13 protein-coding genes are annotated in these 16489 nt (G+C 29.7%); 7 read left to right on the forward strand and 6 right to left on the reverse strand.

The window, feature by feature from the left end:
- Nucleotides 1-62: 62 nt before the first annotated feature.
- Nucleotides 63-1802 carry a M23 family metallopeptidase gene (locus tag WG945_RS04120; protein ID WP_068448478.1) on the forward strand — a complete coding sequence of 580 codons (1740 nt, stop codon included), beginning with the start codon at nt 63-65 and terminating at the stop codon, nt 1800-1802.
- 7 nt (nt 1803-1809) lie between these two features.
- Nucleotides 1810-4257, forward strand: a complete 2448-nt coding sequence (locus WG945_RS04125; protein ID WP_068448479.1) for a TonB-dependent receptor — start codon at nt 1810-1812, stop codon at nt 4255-4257.
- A gap of 4 nt (nt 4258-4261) precedes the next feature.
- On the opposite strand, the gene WG945_RS04130 is transcribed toward WG945_RS04125, so the two are convergent.
- Entirely contained in the window at nt 4262-4654 is a 393-nt protein-coding gene (locus tag WG945_RS04130) for a hypothetical protein (RefSeq protein ID WP_157603547.1), read from the reverse strand.
- Nucleotides 4655-4752: 98 nt separating this feature from the next.
- A complete protein-coding gene (locus tag WG945_RS04135; RefSeq protein WP_068448481.1) occupies nt 4753-5178 on the reverse strand; it encodes a response regulator transcription factor in 426 nt (141 codons plus the stop codon).
- Between the two features lie 64 nt (nt 5179-5242).
- On the opposite strand from WG945_RS04135, the gene WG945_RS04140 reads away from it, so the two are divergent.
- Together WG945_RS04140 and WG945_RS04145 are read left to right on the forward strand one after the other, a co-directional pair.
- The gene (locus WG945_RS04140; RefSeq protein ID WP_068448482.1) at nt 5243-7066 is read left to right on the forward strand and encodes a sensor histidine kinase; all 1824 of its coding nucleotides are present in this window, start codon (nt 5243-5245) and stop codon (nt 7064-7066) included.
- On the forward strand, nt 7059-7685 hold the full coding sequence (locus WG945_RS04145; RefSeq protein WP_068448483.1) for a response regulator transcription factor: 627 nt from the start codon (nt 7059-7061) through the stop codon (nt 7683-7685). Before WG945_RS04140 ends, WG945_RS04145 begins: the two co-directional genes overlap by 8 nt.
- Here the strand turns inward: WG945_RS04145 and bcp are convergent.
- Nucleotides 7682-8134, reverse strand: coding sequence for a thioredoxin-dependent thiol peroxidase (bcp, locus tag WG945_RS04150; RefSeq protein WP_068448484.1), 453 nt, complete (start codon nt 8132-8134; stop codon nt 7682-7684). The genes WG945_RS04145 and bcp overlap by 4 nt on opposite strands.
- Nucleotides 8135-8250: 116 nt before the next feature.
- Between bcp and WG945_RS04155 the strand changes: the two genes are divergently transcribed.
- Nucleotides 8251-8913, forward strand: a complete 663-nt coding sequence (locus WG945_RS04155) for an endonuclease III domain-containing protein (protein ID WP_068448485.1) — start codon at nt 8251-8253, stop codon at nt 8911-8913.
- 35 nt (nt 8914-8948) lie between these two features.
- Here the strand turns inward: WG945_RS04155 and WG945_RS04160 are convergent, their stop codons facing one another.
- Nucleotides 8949-9572 carry an SDR family oxidoreductase gene (locus WG945_RS04160; RefSeq protein WP_068448511.1) on the reverse strand — a complete coding sequence of 208 codons (624 nt, stop codon included), beginning with the start codon at nt 9570-9572 and terminating at the stop codon, nt 8949-8951.
- A gap of 304 nt (nt 9573-9876) precedes the next feature.
- Nucleotides 9877-10461, reverse strand: coding sequence for an RNA polymerase sigma factor (locus WG945_RS04165; protein WP_197482059.1), 585 nt, complete (start codon nt 10459-10461; stop codon nt 9877-9879).
- Between the two features lie 218 nt (nt 10462-10679).
- Between WG945_RS04165 and uvrA the strand changes: the two genes are divergently transcribed.
- Nucleotides 10680-13472, forward strand: coding sequence for an excinuclease ABC subunit UvrA (gene uvrA, locus WG945_RS04170; RefSeq protein ID WP_068448487.1), 2793 nt, complete (start codon nt 10680-10682; stop codon nt 13470-13472).
- A 734-nt stretch (nt 13473-14206) separates the two neighbouring features.
- Entirely contained in the window at nt 14207-15319 is a 1113-nt protein-coding gene (locus tag WG945_RS04175; RefSeq protein WP_068448488.1) for a MauE/DoxX family redox-associated membrane protein, read from the forward strand.
- A gap of 75 nt (nt 15320-15394) precedes the next feature.
- Here WG945_RS04175 and WG945_RS04180 read toward each other — a convergent pair whose 3' ends face one another.
- On the reverse strand, nt 15395-16477 hold the full coding sequence (locus tag WG945_RS04180; protein WP_068448489.1) for an HmuY family protein: 1083 nt from the start codon (nt 16475-16477) through the stop codon (nt 15395-15397).
- Between the last annotated feature and the right edge of the window lie 12 nt (nt 16478-16489).

Below are 16489 nucleotides of genomic sequence, written 5' to 3' on the forward strand. Positions count from 1 at the left end.
ACTTTACAACATTTTGTTACTTATTTTATTAAAAAACTAAAGATTAACTCTTTAACCAAAAAATGATTTTCCCTATTTTTGCAGAAAACATTTTCATTTTGAGACAAACCCTATTGTTATTCACATTCTTATCTGCTTTTTTTAGTTTTTCACAAGAAAAATACCCAAAAGACTATTTTAGAAATCCCTTAGGCATCCCTACTATTTTATCAGGTACTTTTGGCGAATTAAGAAGTAATCACTTTCATTCTGGAGTAGATATAAAAACCCAAGGAAGAGAAGGCTTAAAAATATATGCAGCTGCAGAAGGTTATATTTCTAGAATAAAAGTTGCTCAATATGGTTTTGGAAAAGCGATTTATATTACGCATCCAAACGGATTTACAACCGTGTATGCCCACATCAGTAAATATGCTGATAAAATACAAGAGTATGTAAAAGCGATACAATACAAAAAGGAAAATTATGAAACCGGTAATTTATTTTTTAAAGCAGATCAATTTCCTGTAAAAAAAGGAGAAGTCATTGCTTTTTCTGGTGATACTGGTAGTTCTGGTGGACCTCATTTACACTTCGAAATAAGAGATACAAGTACAGAACACATCATTAATCCTTTGTTTTTTGGGTTGAAACCTATTGATACAAATCCACCTACTTTTTTAGCATTAAAAATGTATCCACTAGACCAGAATGCTAGAATTAACAATAAAAATAGAAGTACAGTTATATCTCTAAAGAGTATAGAAAAAGGAAAATATAAAGTGGGTAAAATTGCTGCTTCTGGACATATTGGTTTTAGTGTAAATGTTTTTGACCAATTAGACAAAGCATACAATAAAAATGGAATCTTTAGTTTAGAAATGCTTGTTAATGGAAAACGTTTTTATCATCATGATGTAGAAACATTTTCATTTGCAGAAAGTAAATTCATCAACTTACATATAGATTATCCGCACTATAAAAAATATAAGAAAAAATATCAGAAAACCTATAAAGAAAAAGCCAATAAACTATCTACATATAAGGGATTAATAGATAATGGCATATTAAATATTGAAAATGGATTGAATTACAATATAGAAATTATTGCAAAAGACTATAAAGGAAACACAAGTACCTTAAAAATTCCCATTACTGGTGTAAAAAACAACACCATTTTTACACAACCAAAAGACACCACTGCCTATAAAATAGTTGCTAAAAACTTTCAAAAGTTTAAAGAAGAAAATGTTACAGTTGCTTTTCCTAAGAATACTTTTTATGAAGATGTATATTTAGATTTTAAGGTTGATAAAGGCGTTGCTAAAATTCATACTCCTAATATTCCTTTAGATAAAAGTTTTACATTAACTTTTAATGTTTCTAAATATTCTGAAGCCGAAAAAAAACAACTTTATATAGCGAATGTAGAAAACTCGAAATATCCATATTACCTAAGCACTCGAAAAAAGGACAGTACGTTTTATACAACCACAAAAACATTGGGTAAATATGCTTTAGTTTCAGATACTCATAAGCCGAAAGCTAGCGTCTTGTATTTTAAAAATAACGATTGGATTTCTAAAAGAGAAACTATTAAAGTAAAGATTTCTGATATTGGTTCTGGAATTAAAAACTATAGAGCTACTTTAGATGGAGAATGGATTTTAATGGAATACAATCATAAAAAAAGAATATTAACCTATAACTTTAGTGATAAAAAATTGGTTGGTAGCAAACATATCTTTAAAATTGTAGTCTCAGACAATGTTGGGAATACGAATACACTTTCTACAACGTTCTTTAAAAAACAAGTAAACTAAAACCTACGTGAAAAAAATCTTACTCTTTTTATACTTTCTCCCTGTTTTTGCTTTTGCTCAAAAAACAACAATCCTTAAAGGAACTGTTAATGATAAAAACAAACAACCTATTGAACAAGTTTCTATAAAGTATAACAACGTTGGTACTACTACAGATAAAAATGGAAACTACTCTATTCGAATTCCATTTAAAGAAGAAATTACTTTAGTTTTTAGCCACTTAGCCTATAGAACTTTTACAAAAAAATATATCGGAAACAGCAGAAATGGTGTCCGATATTCTGTTGTTCTTTCTTCCAAAACAGAAGAATTAAAAGAAATTGTAATTAAGGATAATGTAAGAAATGCCCAAGGTATAAAGAAGATAGATGTTGCTGTGGTTAAAAATGTAATTGGCCCAAATGCAGGCGTAGAAAACGTGTTAATGACCTTACCAGGCGTAAGTAACAACAACGAGTTAAGTACTCAATACAATGTTAGAGGTGGTAATTTTGATGAAAATTTGGTATATGTAAACGGAATTGAAATTTACAGACCTTTTTTAATTAGATCTGGGCAACAAGAAGGTTTAAGTTTTATCAACTCTAACATGGTGCAAAACATTAACTTTTCTGCAGGTGGATTTCAAGCAAAATACGGAGATAAATTATCTTCTGTTTTAGACATTACGTATAAAAAACCAACTGAAACAGCCACTACAATAGATGCTAGTTTATTAGGTGCTAGTGCAACTTTTGAAGGTCAGTTTTTAAATAAAAAATTAAGCACAATTACAGGTGTTAGATATAGAGACAATAGTTTATTTGTAAATAGTAAACAAATTGAAACTAATTTTAAACCCAAATTTACAGACGTACAAACCTATTTATCTTATGAGTTTTCAGAAAAATTTACTTTAAATTTTTTAGGTAATTTTTCTTTAAACAATTATGATTATCAACCGATTTCTAGAAGAACACGTTTTGGTACTGTTGCAGATCCGTTAGAATTAATTGTATTTTACTCAGGGCAAGAACAAGACAAATATTTAACAATGTTTGGTGCCTTATCTGCAGATTATAAAGTAAATAATCACTTTACTTTAACAGCAACCGCATCTAGATACAACACACAAGAAGAAGAGCATTTTGATATTGCTGCTGCGTATAATTTAGGTGAAGTTGATGCAAATATTGGATCTGAAAATTTTGGGGAAGTAGATTTTTCTCAAGGAATTGGATCACAATTAAATCATGCTCGTAACGATTTAGATGCCTTAATAACCAATGTTCAAGTAAAAGGAACGATTAAGAAAGGTGACATACAATGGAATTTTGGTGTTAAATATCAAAAAGAAGACATTAGAGACCGTATTAGAGAATGGGAAATGATAGATTCTTTGGGTTTTTCTATAAGACCTCCATACCACACTTCTAACAACCAACCTTACCAACCTTTTGAAGGTGAAATTACACCGTATCAAAACATCAGAAAAGAGAATAATGTAGCAATCAATAGAGTATCTGCTTTTGTACAATTTAACCAACGTTCTTTTTGGAACGAGCATGAAGTATTTTATAATTTAGGGGTTAGAACACAAAGTTGGTCGGTTACAGGAAACGGAATTGCATCTAAAAACCAAACAATTATTAGCCCTAGAGGTCAATTTGCTATCAAACCAAATTGGGACAAAGACATGTTGTTTCGTATTTCTGGCGGATGGTATTCTCAACCACCTTCTTATAGGGAATTAAGAGATTTTAATGGTGATATTAATGTAGATGTAAAAGCTCAAAAATCGATTCACTTAGTTACTGGTATGGATTATAGCTTTCAGATGTGGGACAGACCTTTTAAACTAACAACAGAGATGTATTATAAAGATTTATCTGATGTAAATGCCTATTCTATAGATAATGTTAGAATACGTTACAGAGCAGACAATGTCACTAAAGCGTATGCAACTGGTTTGGACGTTCGTTTAAATGGCGAGTTTGTTCCTGGTAGCGAAAGTTGGGTAAGTTTAGGATATTTAAAAACAGAAGAAAACATAGACAACCAAGGTTATATTGCTAGACCTTCTGACCAACGTATTAAATTCGGAATTCTTTTTCAAGATTATGTTCCTAATTTACCAAACTTAAAAGCCTATTTAAACCTAGTCTATAATACGGGTGTTCCTGGTGGTTCTCCGTCTTATGCAAATGTGTATGATTATCAAAGTCGTTTAAGAGATTATAAACGTGCAGATTTAGGGGTTTCTTATATTTTTGTGGATGCAAATAAACAATACACAACAGGTTGGATGTCTAAATTTAAAGAATTATCAGCAGGTTTAGAGCTTTTTAATATGTTTGATATTCAAAACTCAATTACCAACACTTGGGTTAGAGACGTATATTCTAAAACGCAATTTGGTATTCCTAACTTTATGACAGGGCGTGTTTTAAACTTTAAAGTAGGTATGAAGTTTTAAAGGATTATTTAAAACAGTCTGATTTTTTAGGATACTTGTTAGCACTCACTAAATCTCTTCTATAAAATAAAACCTTTCCCACAGAAATATTAGATTTTTTTGCAGACATCCCTAAAAACAACTCCTTTTCCCCTTTTTTAGCAAAATCATAAGTTAAATCTTGGTGTAGTGCTTTTTGAACACCTTTGTACCTATAACAAACTAATAAACCATAAACACCTGAACTTTTGGTTGGCTTTTTAGCTTTCATATCATAAGAGTTGGGTGTTATTATTAATCTAGCATTACCGTATTGATTTTCTACTAATAACGTTTTAACATTTGTAATTGCTTGCGAATTGATATTATGCGCAATAAAGATTAAACTAATTAAAAATAACTTGGCTACATTCTTCATTTTATTAAAATTTAGGTACATTTTATACTCTTTAAAAAAAAAGTGAACAGGTTTTAATTTGCCCACTTTTTTCATTCAAACAATTTTACTTCTCCTTTTTATATTTTCTCAAAAACATTAAATGCATTTGCATATTTATACAAATCAAATATTGACTCTAACTCTAATTTTTGTTTTATATTTTTTCTATGTGTACTAACCGTTGTCGTCTCTATAAAAAGTAAAGTCGCAATTTCTTTTGTAGATTTCCCGTAAACAACCAACTCAAAAATTTGAGTTTCTTTATTAGTTAATGAATGAAATTTAGATTTATTTAGTTTTTTAAACCGTTTCTCTTCTTTTAAATTTTTCGAAAACTTTTTAAGATGCGAGAGATCTTGTAATCCTAAATTATAAAACCCTAAAAAATCTTCAATAAGATTTATAGGTATTTCTTTATTATTAATTTGATATTTATTATCAATAGACCTTAATTCATTGTACTCATATAATTTTTTAACTTCCATAGTAGATTTCTTTTTCATTAACAAAATTAGTTTGAACTTAAAAAAAAAAACCATACTTTAGTCGGGTATTTTAAAATTATACATGAAGATAAAACTACTCATACTCATATTTTTACTTACTTTATCTTCTTTTTCTCAAAAAGATACTTCTTCAATTTACAACGCAATTTCATTTTTTAAACAACCTTCTAAAGATGCTCTTTCTATTAAAGACATTATTAAAAATTATGAATTAGGTAAGTTTCAACAAGAAGAAACCCCTAAACTTTATAAATATTTAGAAAAAAACACTTTGTGGAATCATTTTGTATTGCCACAATCGACTAAAGAGAATAGCTATAAATATTTTACAATTGCAAATACGTATTTACCCTATGGAAAAATATATTTAAAAAAAGGTGATGAAATCGACTCACTTTATAGGGTTTCTAACAACAAAGAATTCCCTCATAAAAATATTTTTTACAGGCATCCAGTATGGAAATTACCTTTAGATACAAGCCAACAAACAGAGGTTTTTCTTGAAGTTAAAAATACCGATACTAGAACACGTTTGTCTTACTTTTTAGAAACAGAAAATCAATTTTTGAAACGTGTAGAAACGGAGTATTTCTATTTTGGAATGTATATTGCTTTTCTAATTTCTATGGCTTTTATTTTGGTCTTTTTTGCCGTTATAAAAAAGGAATACGCCGTTATATTTTACGCTATCTATATTTTTACGGTATTAATAGAGTTTTTAGCTGGTAAAGGAATTGGCGTACAATATTTTTGGTCAGCTAGCGAATTTGCAATCAACAATATTAGGAGTCTTAGCCAAACAATTGGTGTAGCCTCAATTGGTTGTTTTTATTTAAAATTTTACAAATTAAACAAATCTCAAGCAATTCCTAAATTACTTTTTAAAATTGGTGCTTATATTGCATTAGCTCTTTTATTGTTCTATTTGTATAAGTTTTTCTTTGGCGGACTCATAGTTTTATATCTTTATGTCTGGACTATCTTAAAAGTAATAGCGTTTATTTGGATTTTAAATCACTTGTATTTAACCATAACAAAACAACTACCTATTTATTTAGTAATTGCTTTTATTTTACCAATTATAGCAATTATAAGCGGTCAGATTATAAACCCGAGCGTGTACAATAACTTAGCCATAACATTTAGCGGATCTACAATTTATTATATAGCATTGGCTTTAGAAATTTTACTTTTTACTCGTTTTATTTTTGGTTCTGTCATAGAAACTCAATTTAAATATTTTAAACTCAAAAAAGTAAGCGATGAGTTAAAATATAATTTCCAAAACAAAACCTTAGCATTTCAGCATACAGAAAGAAATAATTTAGTAAACAATGTTCACGATACTTTTGGTGGGTATTTAGAAGCTTTAAAATTACGTTTATTACAAAACGATGAAAAATCACCAGAAAAAGTAAAAGAAATATTAGATGCTTTCTATAACGATTACAGATATTTATTAAACAGTTTGTACGCTCCAAAAATTAATTCTGATAATTTTATTGATAGTTTAATTGAGTTCTGTACTAAAATTGATAATTTAACAAAACACAAAATAACTTATAACTTCAACCTTAATAATATTGAATTATCACAAGATAAATGTGTCCATTTATATCGTATAATATCAGAATTAACTACAAATGCCATAAAATATTCTAAAGCCTCAGAAATCAAAATAAGCCTGAATCAAAATAAAAACCAACTCATTACACTTAACGTTTCTGATAATGGAATTGGTTTTAATGAAAACTTAATTTTAAAAAAAGGATTTGGTCTAGAAAGCGTAAAAAAAAGAGTAGCACAAATTAATGGAACCTTAAAAATAGATACCAATAAAAAAGGTTCTAATTTTGAAATAAACCTCCCAATTACAAATGACTAATCTTCCTATAAAAATTGTTATTGCAGACGACAATCGTTTTTTTTGTGACGCTTTAAAAGATAGTTTAAATACGCATCAAGAATTAAATGTAACAAATATTTTTACCACATTAAAAGAACTGATAGCCTATACAAATAACTGTAAACTTGATCTTTTAATTTTAGATGTTAATTTTAACGGAGAATGTTCTTTAGATTTTATGAATCAAATAAAGGAAAGAAATAAAGACTTTAAAATTATTGCTTTAACCACTATGAATAATAATTTTATCAAAGAAAAAGCATTAAAAAAAGGGGTTGATATTTTTGTTGGAAAAGATGGAGATCTAGCAAATTTTAAAACAATTATTATAAATTGTTTTACTAACAAATCTGAAAAAAAAGGTAAAACTTCTTCTAAAGTAACTATTGATAATTATACATTCACAAAACGAAAGTTAGAAATATTACAAGCATTATTTATGCATTCAGATAAAAATGAAAAAGAACTTTCGGCAATATTACATATCACAGAAAGTTCTTTAAAGTCTCATAAAAGAGAGCTATTTGAAATTACAAATACCAAAAGTACTCCTGAATTAATCAAATTCGGAATTCAGAAATCCTTAATTGTTGCTTAATCTAGTATTTGAGCAGCGTGTGCTTTTGTTTTTACTTTAGCAATAACGTCTTCTATTACACCATTTTCATCAATCACAAAAGTAGTTCTATGGATTCCGTCATATTCTTTACCCATAAATTTCTTTGGTCCCCAAACACCAAAAGCTTCAATTACAGCTTTATCTTCATCCGCCAAAAGAGGAAAAGGTAATTCGTTTTTATTGATAAAATTTTGTTGTCTTTTTGCAGAATCTGCACTTACACCTAAAACATCATACCCTTTTGCTAAAAAAGATTGATAATTATCGCGTAAATCACACGCTTCATTGGTACAACCTGGTGTACTTGCTTTTGGATAAAAGAATAAAACTAACTTCTTACCAGCATAATCAGATAATTTTATGGTATTTCCTAAATTGTCTTTTGCTTCAAACTGTGGTGCGTTATCACCTATCTTTAGTGTTGTCATATTTTTTATTTTAATTTCAAAGATACAAAGTAACAAAGTATTTTTAGAGGTAAATAAATATGGTTTTCATTATAACTTTGTAACTTGCAGACTTAGAAAACTTGTAATACCAAATAATGACCAAACAAGAAAAAGTACAATTTGTAATTGACACACTTCAAGAAAAATATCCAGAAATACCGGTTCCTTTAGATCATAAAGATCCTTTTACACTTTTAGTAGCAGTTTTATTATCTGCTCAATGTACAGATGTTCGTGTAAATAAAATTACGCCTTTGTTGTTTGCTAAAGCGGATAATCCTTTTGATATGGTAAAAATGACCGTAGAAGAAATTAAGGAAATTATTAGACCTTGTGGCTTATCTCCAATGAAAAGTAAAGGGATTTATGGTTTGTCTAAAATATTAATAGAAAAATATGATGGAGAAGTTCCTAAAACTTTTGAAGCTTTAGAAGAATTACCTGCTGTTGGTCATAAAACTGCTGGCGTTGTTTTAAGTCAGGCTTTTGGTATTCCTGCATTTCCTGTAGACACTCATATTTTACGTTTAATGTATCGTTGGAATTTAAGCAACGGAAAAAGTGTTGCTCAAACAGAAAAAGATGCAAAAAGACTGTTTCCTAAAGAATTATGGAACGATTTACATTTACAAATAATTTGGTACGGAAGAGAATATTCTCCTGCTCGTGGCTGGGACTTAGATAAAGATATTATCACTAAAACAGTAGGTCGAAAAACAGTTTTAGACGACTATTATAAAACAAAAAAAACACCTTAAAAAGGTGTTTTTTTTTTACGTAAAAGAATATTTGGTTACTGAATAATTGCTTCTTTTATTAAAGTAGATCCTGCTATTATTTCAAAAGTATTATTAACAGCGGCAGCATCATATAAAGCATACACCAAAGTTTCTGCTACATCATCTCTACTAATCTCTCCTGATTTATTTAACTTATTGCTCTTTTCTATTTTACCTTTTCCTTTTTCATTCGTTAAAGACCCTGGTCTTACAATAGAATAAGGCAAAGCACTTTCTGCTAAATAAGTATCGGCATTTTGCTTTGCTTGTAAATAATCTTTAAGCGTGTTAGAACTTTCTGGATTATCTACTCCCATAGAACTCAACATTACAAATTTTTTGACTTCCGTTTTTTTAGCAGCATCAATTAATTTCATAGCACCTTCTTGATCTACTGCTTCAACTTTTTTTCCACCAGAACCAGCTGCAAATATAATTTTATCAATATTTTCTGTTGTAAAGGATACATCTCCTTCTAAATCTGCTAAAATCGTTGTTACACTATTATCTTCAAATTGCTTTTTCTGGCTTTCTTTACGAACCATTGCAATTGGATTAAAATATTCTGACGCTTGTAATAAGTTTACTATCTTTTTTCCTGTGGTGCCATTAGCACCTGCTACTAATATATTTTCCATGACTGCAAGTTCCATAGAAAATTAATACTCTTTTACCTCATATCACATAAAAAAGAATGCATATAAAAAAAAGCCCCAACGTTAGTTGAAGCTTTTTCCTCTCTTAATTCAAATTCAATTCAATGAAGTCTTTTGATTTCGTTTTAACAAAAGTTAGCGATTTGGAAAAATTAATCAAAAATTGAACTGTTTCTTGTTTAGGTTGCATCTGTAAATCAGAAGGCTTTTTAGAGTAAAGTTGCATCATATAGTTAATTTAATAAACTGGTTATAAACTACTAACGACACCTTTTTCCTTTTATTGTTAATCTACTAAAATAATTTTATGTTTCTCTATTAACTTGCGTATATTTATTAATGCATAACGCATTCTCCCCAAAGCTGTATTGATGCTAACACCTGTATTTTCACTAATTTCTTTAAAACTCATGTCTTTATACATACGCATTACCAAAACTTCTTTTTGTTCTTCTGGCAATTCATTTATAAGTTCTCTAACATCATCATGTATCTGATTTTTTATAATTTGTTTTTCAGCATTTAAGTTCCCATCACCTAACACAGAAAAAATATCAAATTCATCTGTGTTTTTAAAAGAAGGCATTCTATTTGTTTTTCTAAAATGATCTATCACTAGATTATGAGCAATTCTCATCACCCAAGGTAAAAACTTACCTTCCTCATTATAGTTTCCTTTTTTTAAGGTTCTAATAACTTTTATAAATGTATCTTGAAAAACGTCTTCTGTAATATCTCTGTCATGCACTTTACTATATATAAAGCTAAACAATCTTTGCTGATGTCTTTTTATTAAAATCGCTAAAGCTGCTTCATTACCCTTAATGTAATTGCTTACTAAAGTACTATCTGTAATTGAGTTTTTTTGCATCATAACTACCTTTGAAGAACAAGTTGTTCTTCTTTTTTAATATTAAATTAATAATTTAAAAGTAGTTTTTCTAGTATATGCTGCTAATTTAGTGATGCTTATGAGTTTCAAATATCATTAATATTTTTCAATTCAACAAATATTTTAGCAAAATTCATTCACATTTCTTTTAGAATGGTTTAAAAAAAAGGTATTTTTATAGCTTATATTTTTCATGAATGAAGACTGACATTTCTAAAGTAAATCCTAAAGAAAATATTATTATTAAAGGAGCTAGACTCCATAACCTAAAGAATATAGATGTAGTAATACCAAGAAATAAATTGGTAGTAATTACAGGGCTTTCTGGTTCCGGAAAGTCATCTTTAGCTTTTGATACGCTATATGCAGAAGGTCAAAGACGTTATGTAGAGAGTTTATCTTCTTATGCGCGTCAGTTTTTAGGCAAACTACACAAGCCTAAAGTAGATTATATAAAAGGTATTGCTCCGGCAATTGCCATTGAGCAAAAAGTAAATTCTACAAATCCGCGTTCTACAGTAGGTACATCAACAGAAATTTACGATTATATAAAATTATTATACGCCAGAATTGGTAGAACCTTCTCTCCTATTTCTGGTAAAGAAGTTAAAAAAGACACCGTTTCTGATGTTGTTAACTTTGTAAAAGAATTTGATGATAAAACAAAACTGTTATTATTAGCACCTATTGCTATTGATGAAAATCGAGATTTAAAAACCGTTTTACAAGTTTTAGAACAACAAGGATACGCACGTTTAAAATGGAACGATAAAGTATATAGAATTTCTGATTTCCCGCAAGCAGAATTTAAAAATGAACTTTTATATTTAGTAGTAGATAGAATTGTAACAAAAGATGATGAAGATTTTTACAACCGATTAGCAGATGCTATTCAGACTGCTTTTTTTGAAGGAAAAGGCATTTGTTTTATCGAAAATTTAGAAGACAATAAAGTTGCTGAATTTAGCAATAAGTTCGATTTAGACGGAATGTCTTTTCTTGAGCCAAACACACTTTTATTCAGTTTTAACAATCCGTATGGTGCGTGCCCAACTTGCGAGGGCTATGGAAACGTAATTGGTATTGATGCAGATTTGGTTATTCCAAACACTGGTTTGTCTATTATGGAAGATTGCATTTTCCCGTTTAAGACACCTTCTTACATACATTATAAAGAAGACTTAATAGATGTTGCGTATCAGTTTGATATTCCTATTCACAAACCATGGTTTCAACTTACAGAAGCACAAAAAGAATTGGTGTGGAACGGAAATAAATCGTTTAACGGAATACACCATTTCTTTACTGTTTTAGAAGAAAAAAGTTATAAAATTCAGAACCGAGTAATGCTTTCTCGCTACCGCGGAAAAACAAAATGTACGTCTTGTAATGGAAAACGTTTAAGACACGAAACTAATTTTGTAAAAATAAACGAAAAGACAATTTCAGACTTAGTAACACTACCTTTAGATGAGTTGGCTGTCTTTTTTAAGAACATCAAATTAGATAAATACGAAGAAAAAATAGGAAAACGTTTACTTACAGAAATCAACAATCGTTTGTTGTTTTTAACTGATGTTGGTCTATCTTATTTAACCATCAACAGAACTTCTAATACACTTTCTGGAGGTGAAAGTCAGCGTATTAATTTAGCAACTTCTTTAGGGAGTTCTTTAGTGGGGTCTATGTATATTTTAGATGAACCAAGTATTGGTTTACACCCAAAAGATACCGAACGTTTAATTGGTGTTTTAAAAGATTTACGAGATTTAGGAAACACCGTTGTTGTGGTAGAACACGATGAAGATATTATGCGAGAGGCCGATTATATTATAGATATTGGTCCAGAAGCGGGTACTTTTGGAGGTCACGTAGTTGCAGAAGGAAACTTTGATGCCATCTTAAAATCAGATTCTTTAACGGCTAAATACCTTAACGAAGAATTAAAAATCGAAGTGCCTACCAAACGTAGAACTTCTAGAAATAAAATTCAAATAATTGGCGCAAGAGAAAACAATTTAAAAAATGTAGATGTTACGTTTCCACTAAATTGTTTGTCTGTAATAACAGGTGTTTCTGGTTCAGGAAAAAGTACATTAGTTAAAAGTATTTTGTACCCTACAATGCAAAAAAAACTGATTGGTCACGGAGAAAAAGTGGGTCAACATACAGAGGTTACAGGAGATTTTGATACCTTAAAACACGTAGAATTTATCGATCAAAACCCAATCGGACGCTCATCTCGTTCCAATCCGGTAACGTATATTAAAGCTTATGATGATATTCGCTCGTTATTTGCAAATCAGAAATTATCTGGCATTAGAAACTACAAACCAAAACACTTTTCTTTTAATGTAGAAGGTGGCCGTTGCGAGGTTTGTAAAGGAGAAGGAGAAGTTACCATCGAAATGCAATTTATGGCAGATGTACATTTAGAATGTGATGCTTGTAACGGTAAACGCTTTAAAAAAGAAGTTTTAGAAGTAAAATTCGATGGAAAATCTATTGACGATATTTTAAATCTAACCATAGATGATGCAGTAGCATTTTTCTCAGAAAATTTAGTTCCTAAAATTGCAAGTAAATTAAAACCTTTGCAAGATGTTGGTTTGGGTTATGTGCAATTAGGCCAATCTTCTTCTACCCTTTCTGGTGGAGAAGCGCAGCGTATAAAATTGGCTTCCTTTTTAGTAAAAGGAAACACCAAAGACAAAGCATTGTTTATTTTTGATGAACCTACAACAGGTTTACATTTTCACGATATTAAGAAATTATTGGCGTCTTTTAATGCTTTAATAGACAAGGGGCATTCAATTATTGTGATAGAGCATAATATCGAATTAATTAAATGTGCAGATTATATTATCGATTTAGGTTTAGAAGGTGGTAAAAACGGTGGAAACCTTATTTTTCAGGGAACTCCAGAAGAATTAGCAAAAAATAAAGAGTCTTATACTGCTAAATATTTGGCAGAAAAATTGGTTTATTAGAAGCAATTTCCGGCTTTCACTACTCGCTTTTTTTATCCTTAAAAAAGGACTAAAAAAGAGCTCAAACAAACCGTTCAATCCGGGCTAGACTTGTTTGCAAACAAAGTGAAAAAGGAGAGTTTATTTATCATTCCGAATGAGGTACGAAGAGGAATCTCAAAACATTATAATGACGAGATTTCTCAATCGCTAAAAAGCTCATTTCGAAATGACAGACGTTAAAAATAAAATGGATATTTATTGAAAGTATCTAACGAAGCTAAAAAAAAGATATTTAATATGTCATTCCGAATGAGGTACGAAGAGGAATCTCAAAACATTATAATAATGAGATTTCTCAATCGCTAAAAAGCTCATTTCGAAATGACAGACGTTAAAAATAAAATAGATATTTATTGAAAGTATCTAGCGAAGCTAAAAAAAAGATATGTAATATGTCATTCCAAGTGAGGTACGAAGAGGAATCTTAAAACATTAAAATGATGAGATTTCTCAATCGCTAAAAAGCTCATTTCGAAATGAAAGACGTTAAAAATAAAATGGATATTTATTAAAAGTATCTAGCGAAGCTAAAAAAAAGATATGTAATATGTCATTCCGAATGAGGTACGAAGAGGAATCTTAAAACATTAGAATCATGAGATTTCTCAATCGCTGAAAAGCTCATTTCGAAATGACAAACGTTATAAAGAAAGTATTAAAATGACAAGCGTTAGAAAATAAAAACAAATAAGATGATTACAAATCTAACAGACAAGCAGAAAATAAACTGGGTAAGAATACTTGCAATTCTTGCTGTTTTAATAATGATGGTGTATGCGCCAAAATTATGGCTAACAACAAAAGTTTTCCCTGTAATACCTTTGTTCGATTGGTTGCCAATACCTAGTTATCCTTTCGATTATATTTTAGCCGGATTATTTTTTGCGATACAAATTGTTTACATTTTTCAGAATAAAAGATGGCAAGGATTGACAATTCTTACACTCTATCTCTTTTTAGCACTTGTTGATCAAAACAGACTACAACCTTATTTTTATCAGAGTTTCTTAACCATATTAGCAATAGAAATTTTCAATAGAAAAGCAAATCCAAGAAAAATATTATATGCAATAATTTTAATCTTTTTTGCTACTTATTTTTGGAGTGGAATTCAGAAATTAAATGAAGCTTTTTACATACAATGGTTAAGTGCCATCAACAAACATTTTAGTTTTTTGCCACAATGGTTTTTAGTTGCTTTTACGTATGCTGTGCCTTGGTTAGAGGCTTTAATGGGCGTTTTATTACTATTTAATAAAACTAGAAAATTCGGAGTCGTTTTTATCCTATTAATGCATTCAACAATTACATTTCTATTATTTTATTTAGGGTATGGTTACAATGTTGTGCCTTGGAATATTCAGAATATATTAAGTGTCATCATCATCTTTTGGACTTTAAAAACATCAAATGCATTTGAATTCTTTTTACAGTATTTTAATACACAAAAATTAGCCATCTTAGTTTTTACAATGATGTTACCGTTAGCAAACAACTTAACAGGTTTTTATGACAACTTGCTATCTTTTCACTTTTTTACGGCAGATTTAAAATATTATATAGTCTATTTAGATGATGAATTAGAAGAGAATTTACCAGAACACATTCATAGTTTTTATAGAACCTTTGAAGGTAAAACATATATAAACGTTATAGAATGGTCTAAAGAAGACAACAAAGTATTGTTTTATCCAGAAGACAGAGCAATTGAATATTTAGATACTTATTTACGTTCTTATGCTAAAAACCCAGCTAAGGAAGGTTTAACACAATTGGTAAATTACAACCAAGTAATTAAGGAATAAAAAAGCCGTTTAAACTTTCATCTAAACAGCCTTTCCAACTAAAATTACAATTTACAGAATAACTAAAAGATTAACTTATTGTAATAAACTGTATATAAATTCTGGATGACCTCGTTCTCCTGCTTCGTTAGTTAATGCTAAAAATTGAAGTTTATATAAGTTACCATCTGTATCATTTACAACATAAAAGACATTGTCCTTTAAAGAAGGTAAACTTCCTGGTCCACCACCATTTCTCCAACTACTACCAACGCTTCGTTGATCTGTGGTAAACTTTGTAGCATCTACATCTATTAAAGAAAAATCATCATAAGTATAAGCATCAACCTCTGTATCAATCATATAAACCAATGCAGAAGAAGCTGTATTATTAACTACAAAATCAGAATATCCATAAGAACCAAAACCTTCAATTTCGTTTGTAAACACAGTAAAGTTTAAATCCCAATTTGTTTTTTCTGGAGCTACAATAACTTCACTTTCTGTATTAAAACTAAAAAAAGTAAAACTATGCGTTGCACTTTTAGCAATGATTACTTCTTTATGTGTAGTTGCATCTAAATCTGCATATTGTAACACATAATTGTTTCCATCTTTTAAGATTCTTACTTTTTTCCATCCTCTAGCATCTCCTGCAACTGCTACACTTCCTGTTGCTGCCGCTTCTGTACCTACTTCGTAACCTAAGTTTACTAGATACACTTTATTATTTGCGTCTGTATCAGAAATTTCTGCAATTGCAGTTGCTGTTATTGTACCATTTGGTGCATCTACATACGCTGTATTTTCTGGATCAAAAGTACCTACAGCAACTTTTTCTTGTAATTCTTGCACTTCTGTTGTTGTAGCATTTACAGCATCTATATCTGTTGATGATAATTGACCTGCTGCCATATAAAGAGAGCCATTAATGGTTACTCTAAATTCTGATCCTGAATAGAAACCTAAATCCCAAGAATCTCTTTTTACAACAGTAGTTGTATTTGTACTTAAATCTACATATACTTGGTTTGGTTCATTTGGTCCGCCAACTTCTGGAGAAATAGCTGCTCCGTCTATTATTACAGCAATTGGCGCTATTGGTGTGTCTTCTGAACTACAGCTTGTAAAAGAAAATACAGCTGCACATAAAATAAAGGTTAAAAATTTGTTTGTCATGATTTTAATATT

This window comes from Polaribacter atrinae, from assembly GCF_038023995.1.
In the GTDB taxonomy this organism is placed as follows: domain Bacteria; phylum Bacteroidota; class Bacteroidia; order Flavobacteriales; family Flavobacteriaceae; genus Polaribacter; species Polaribacter atrinae.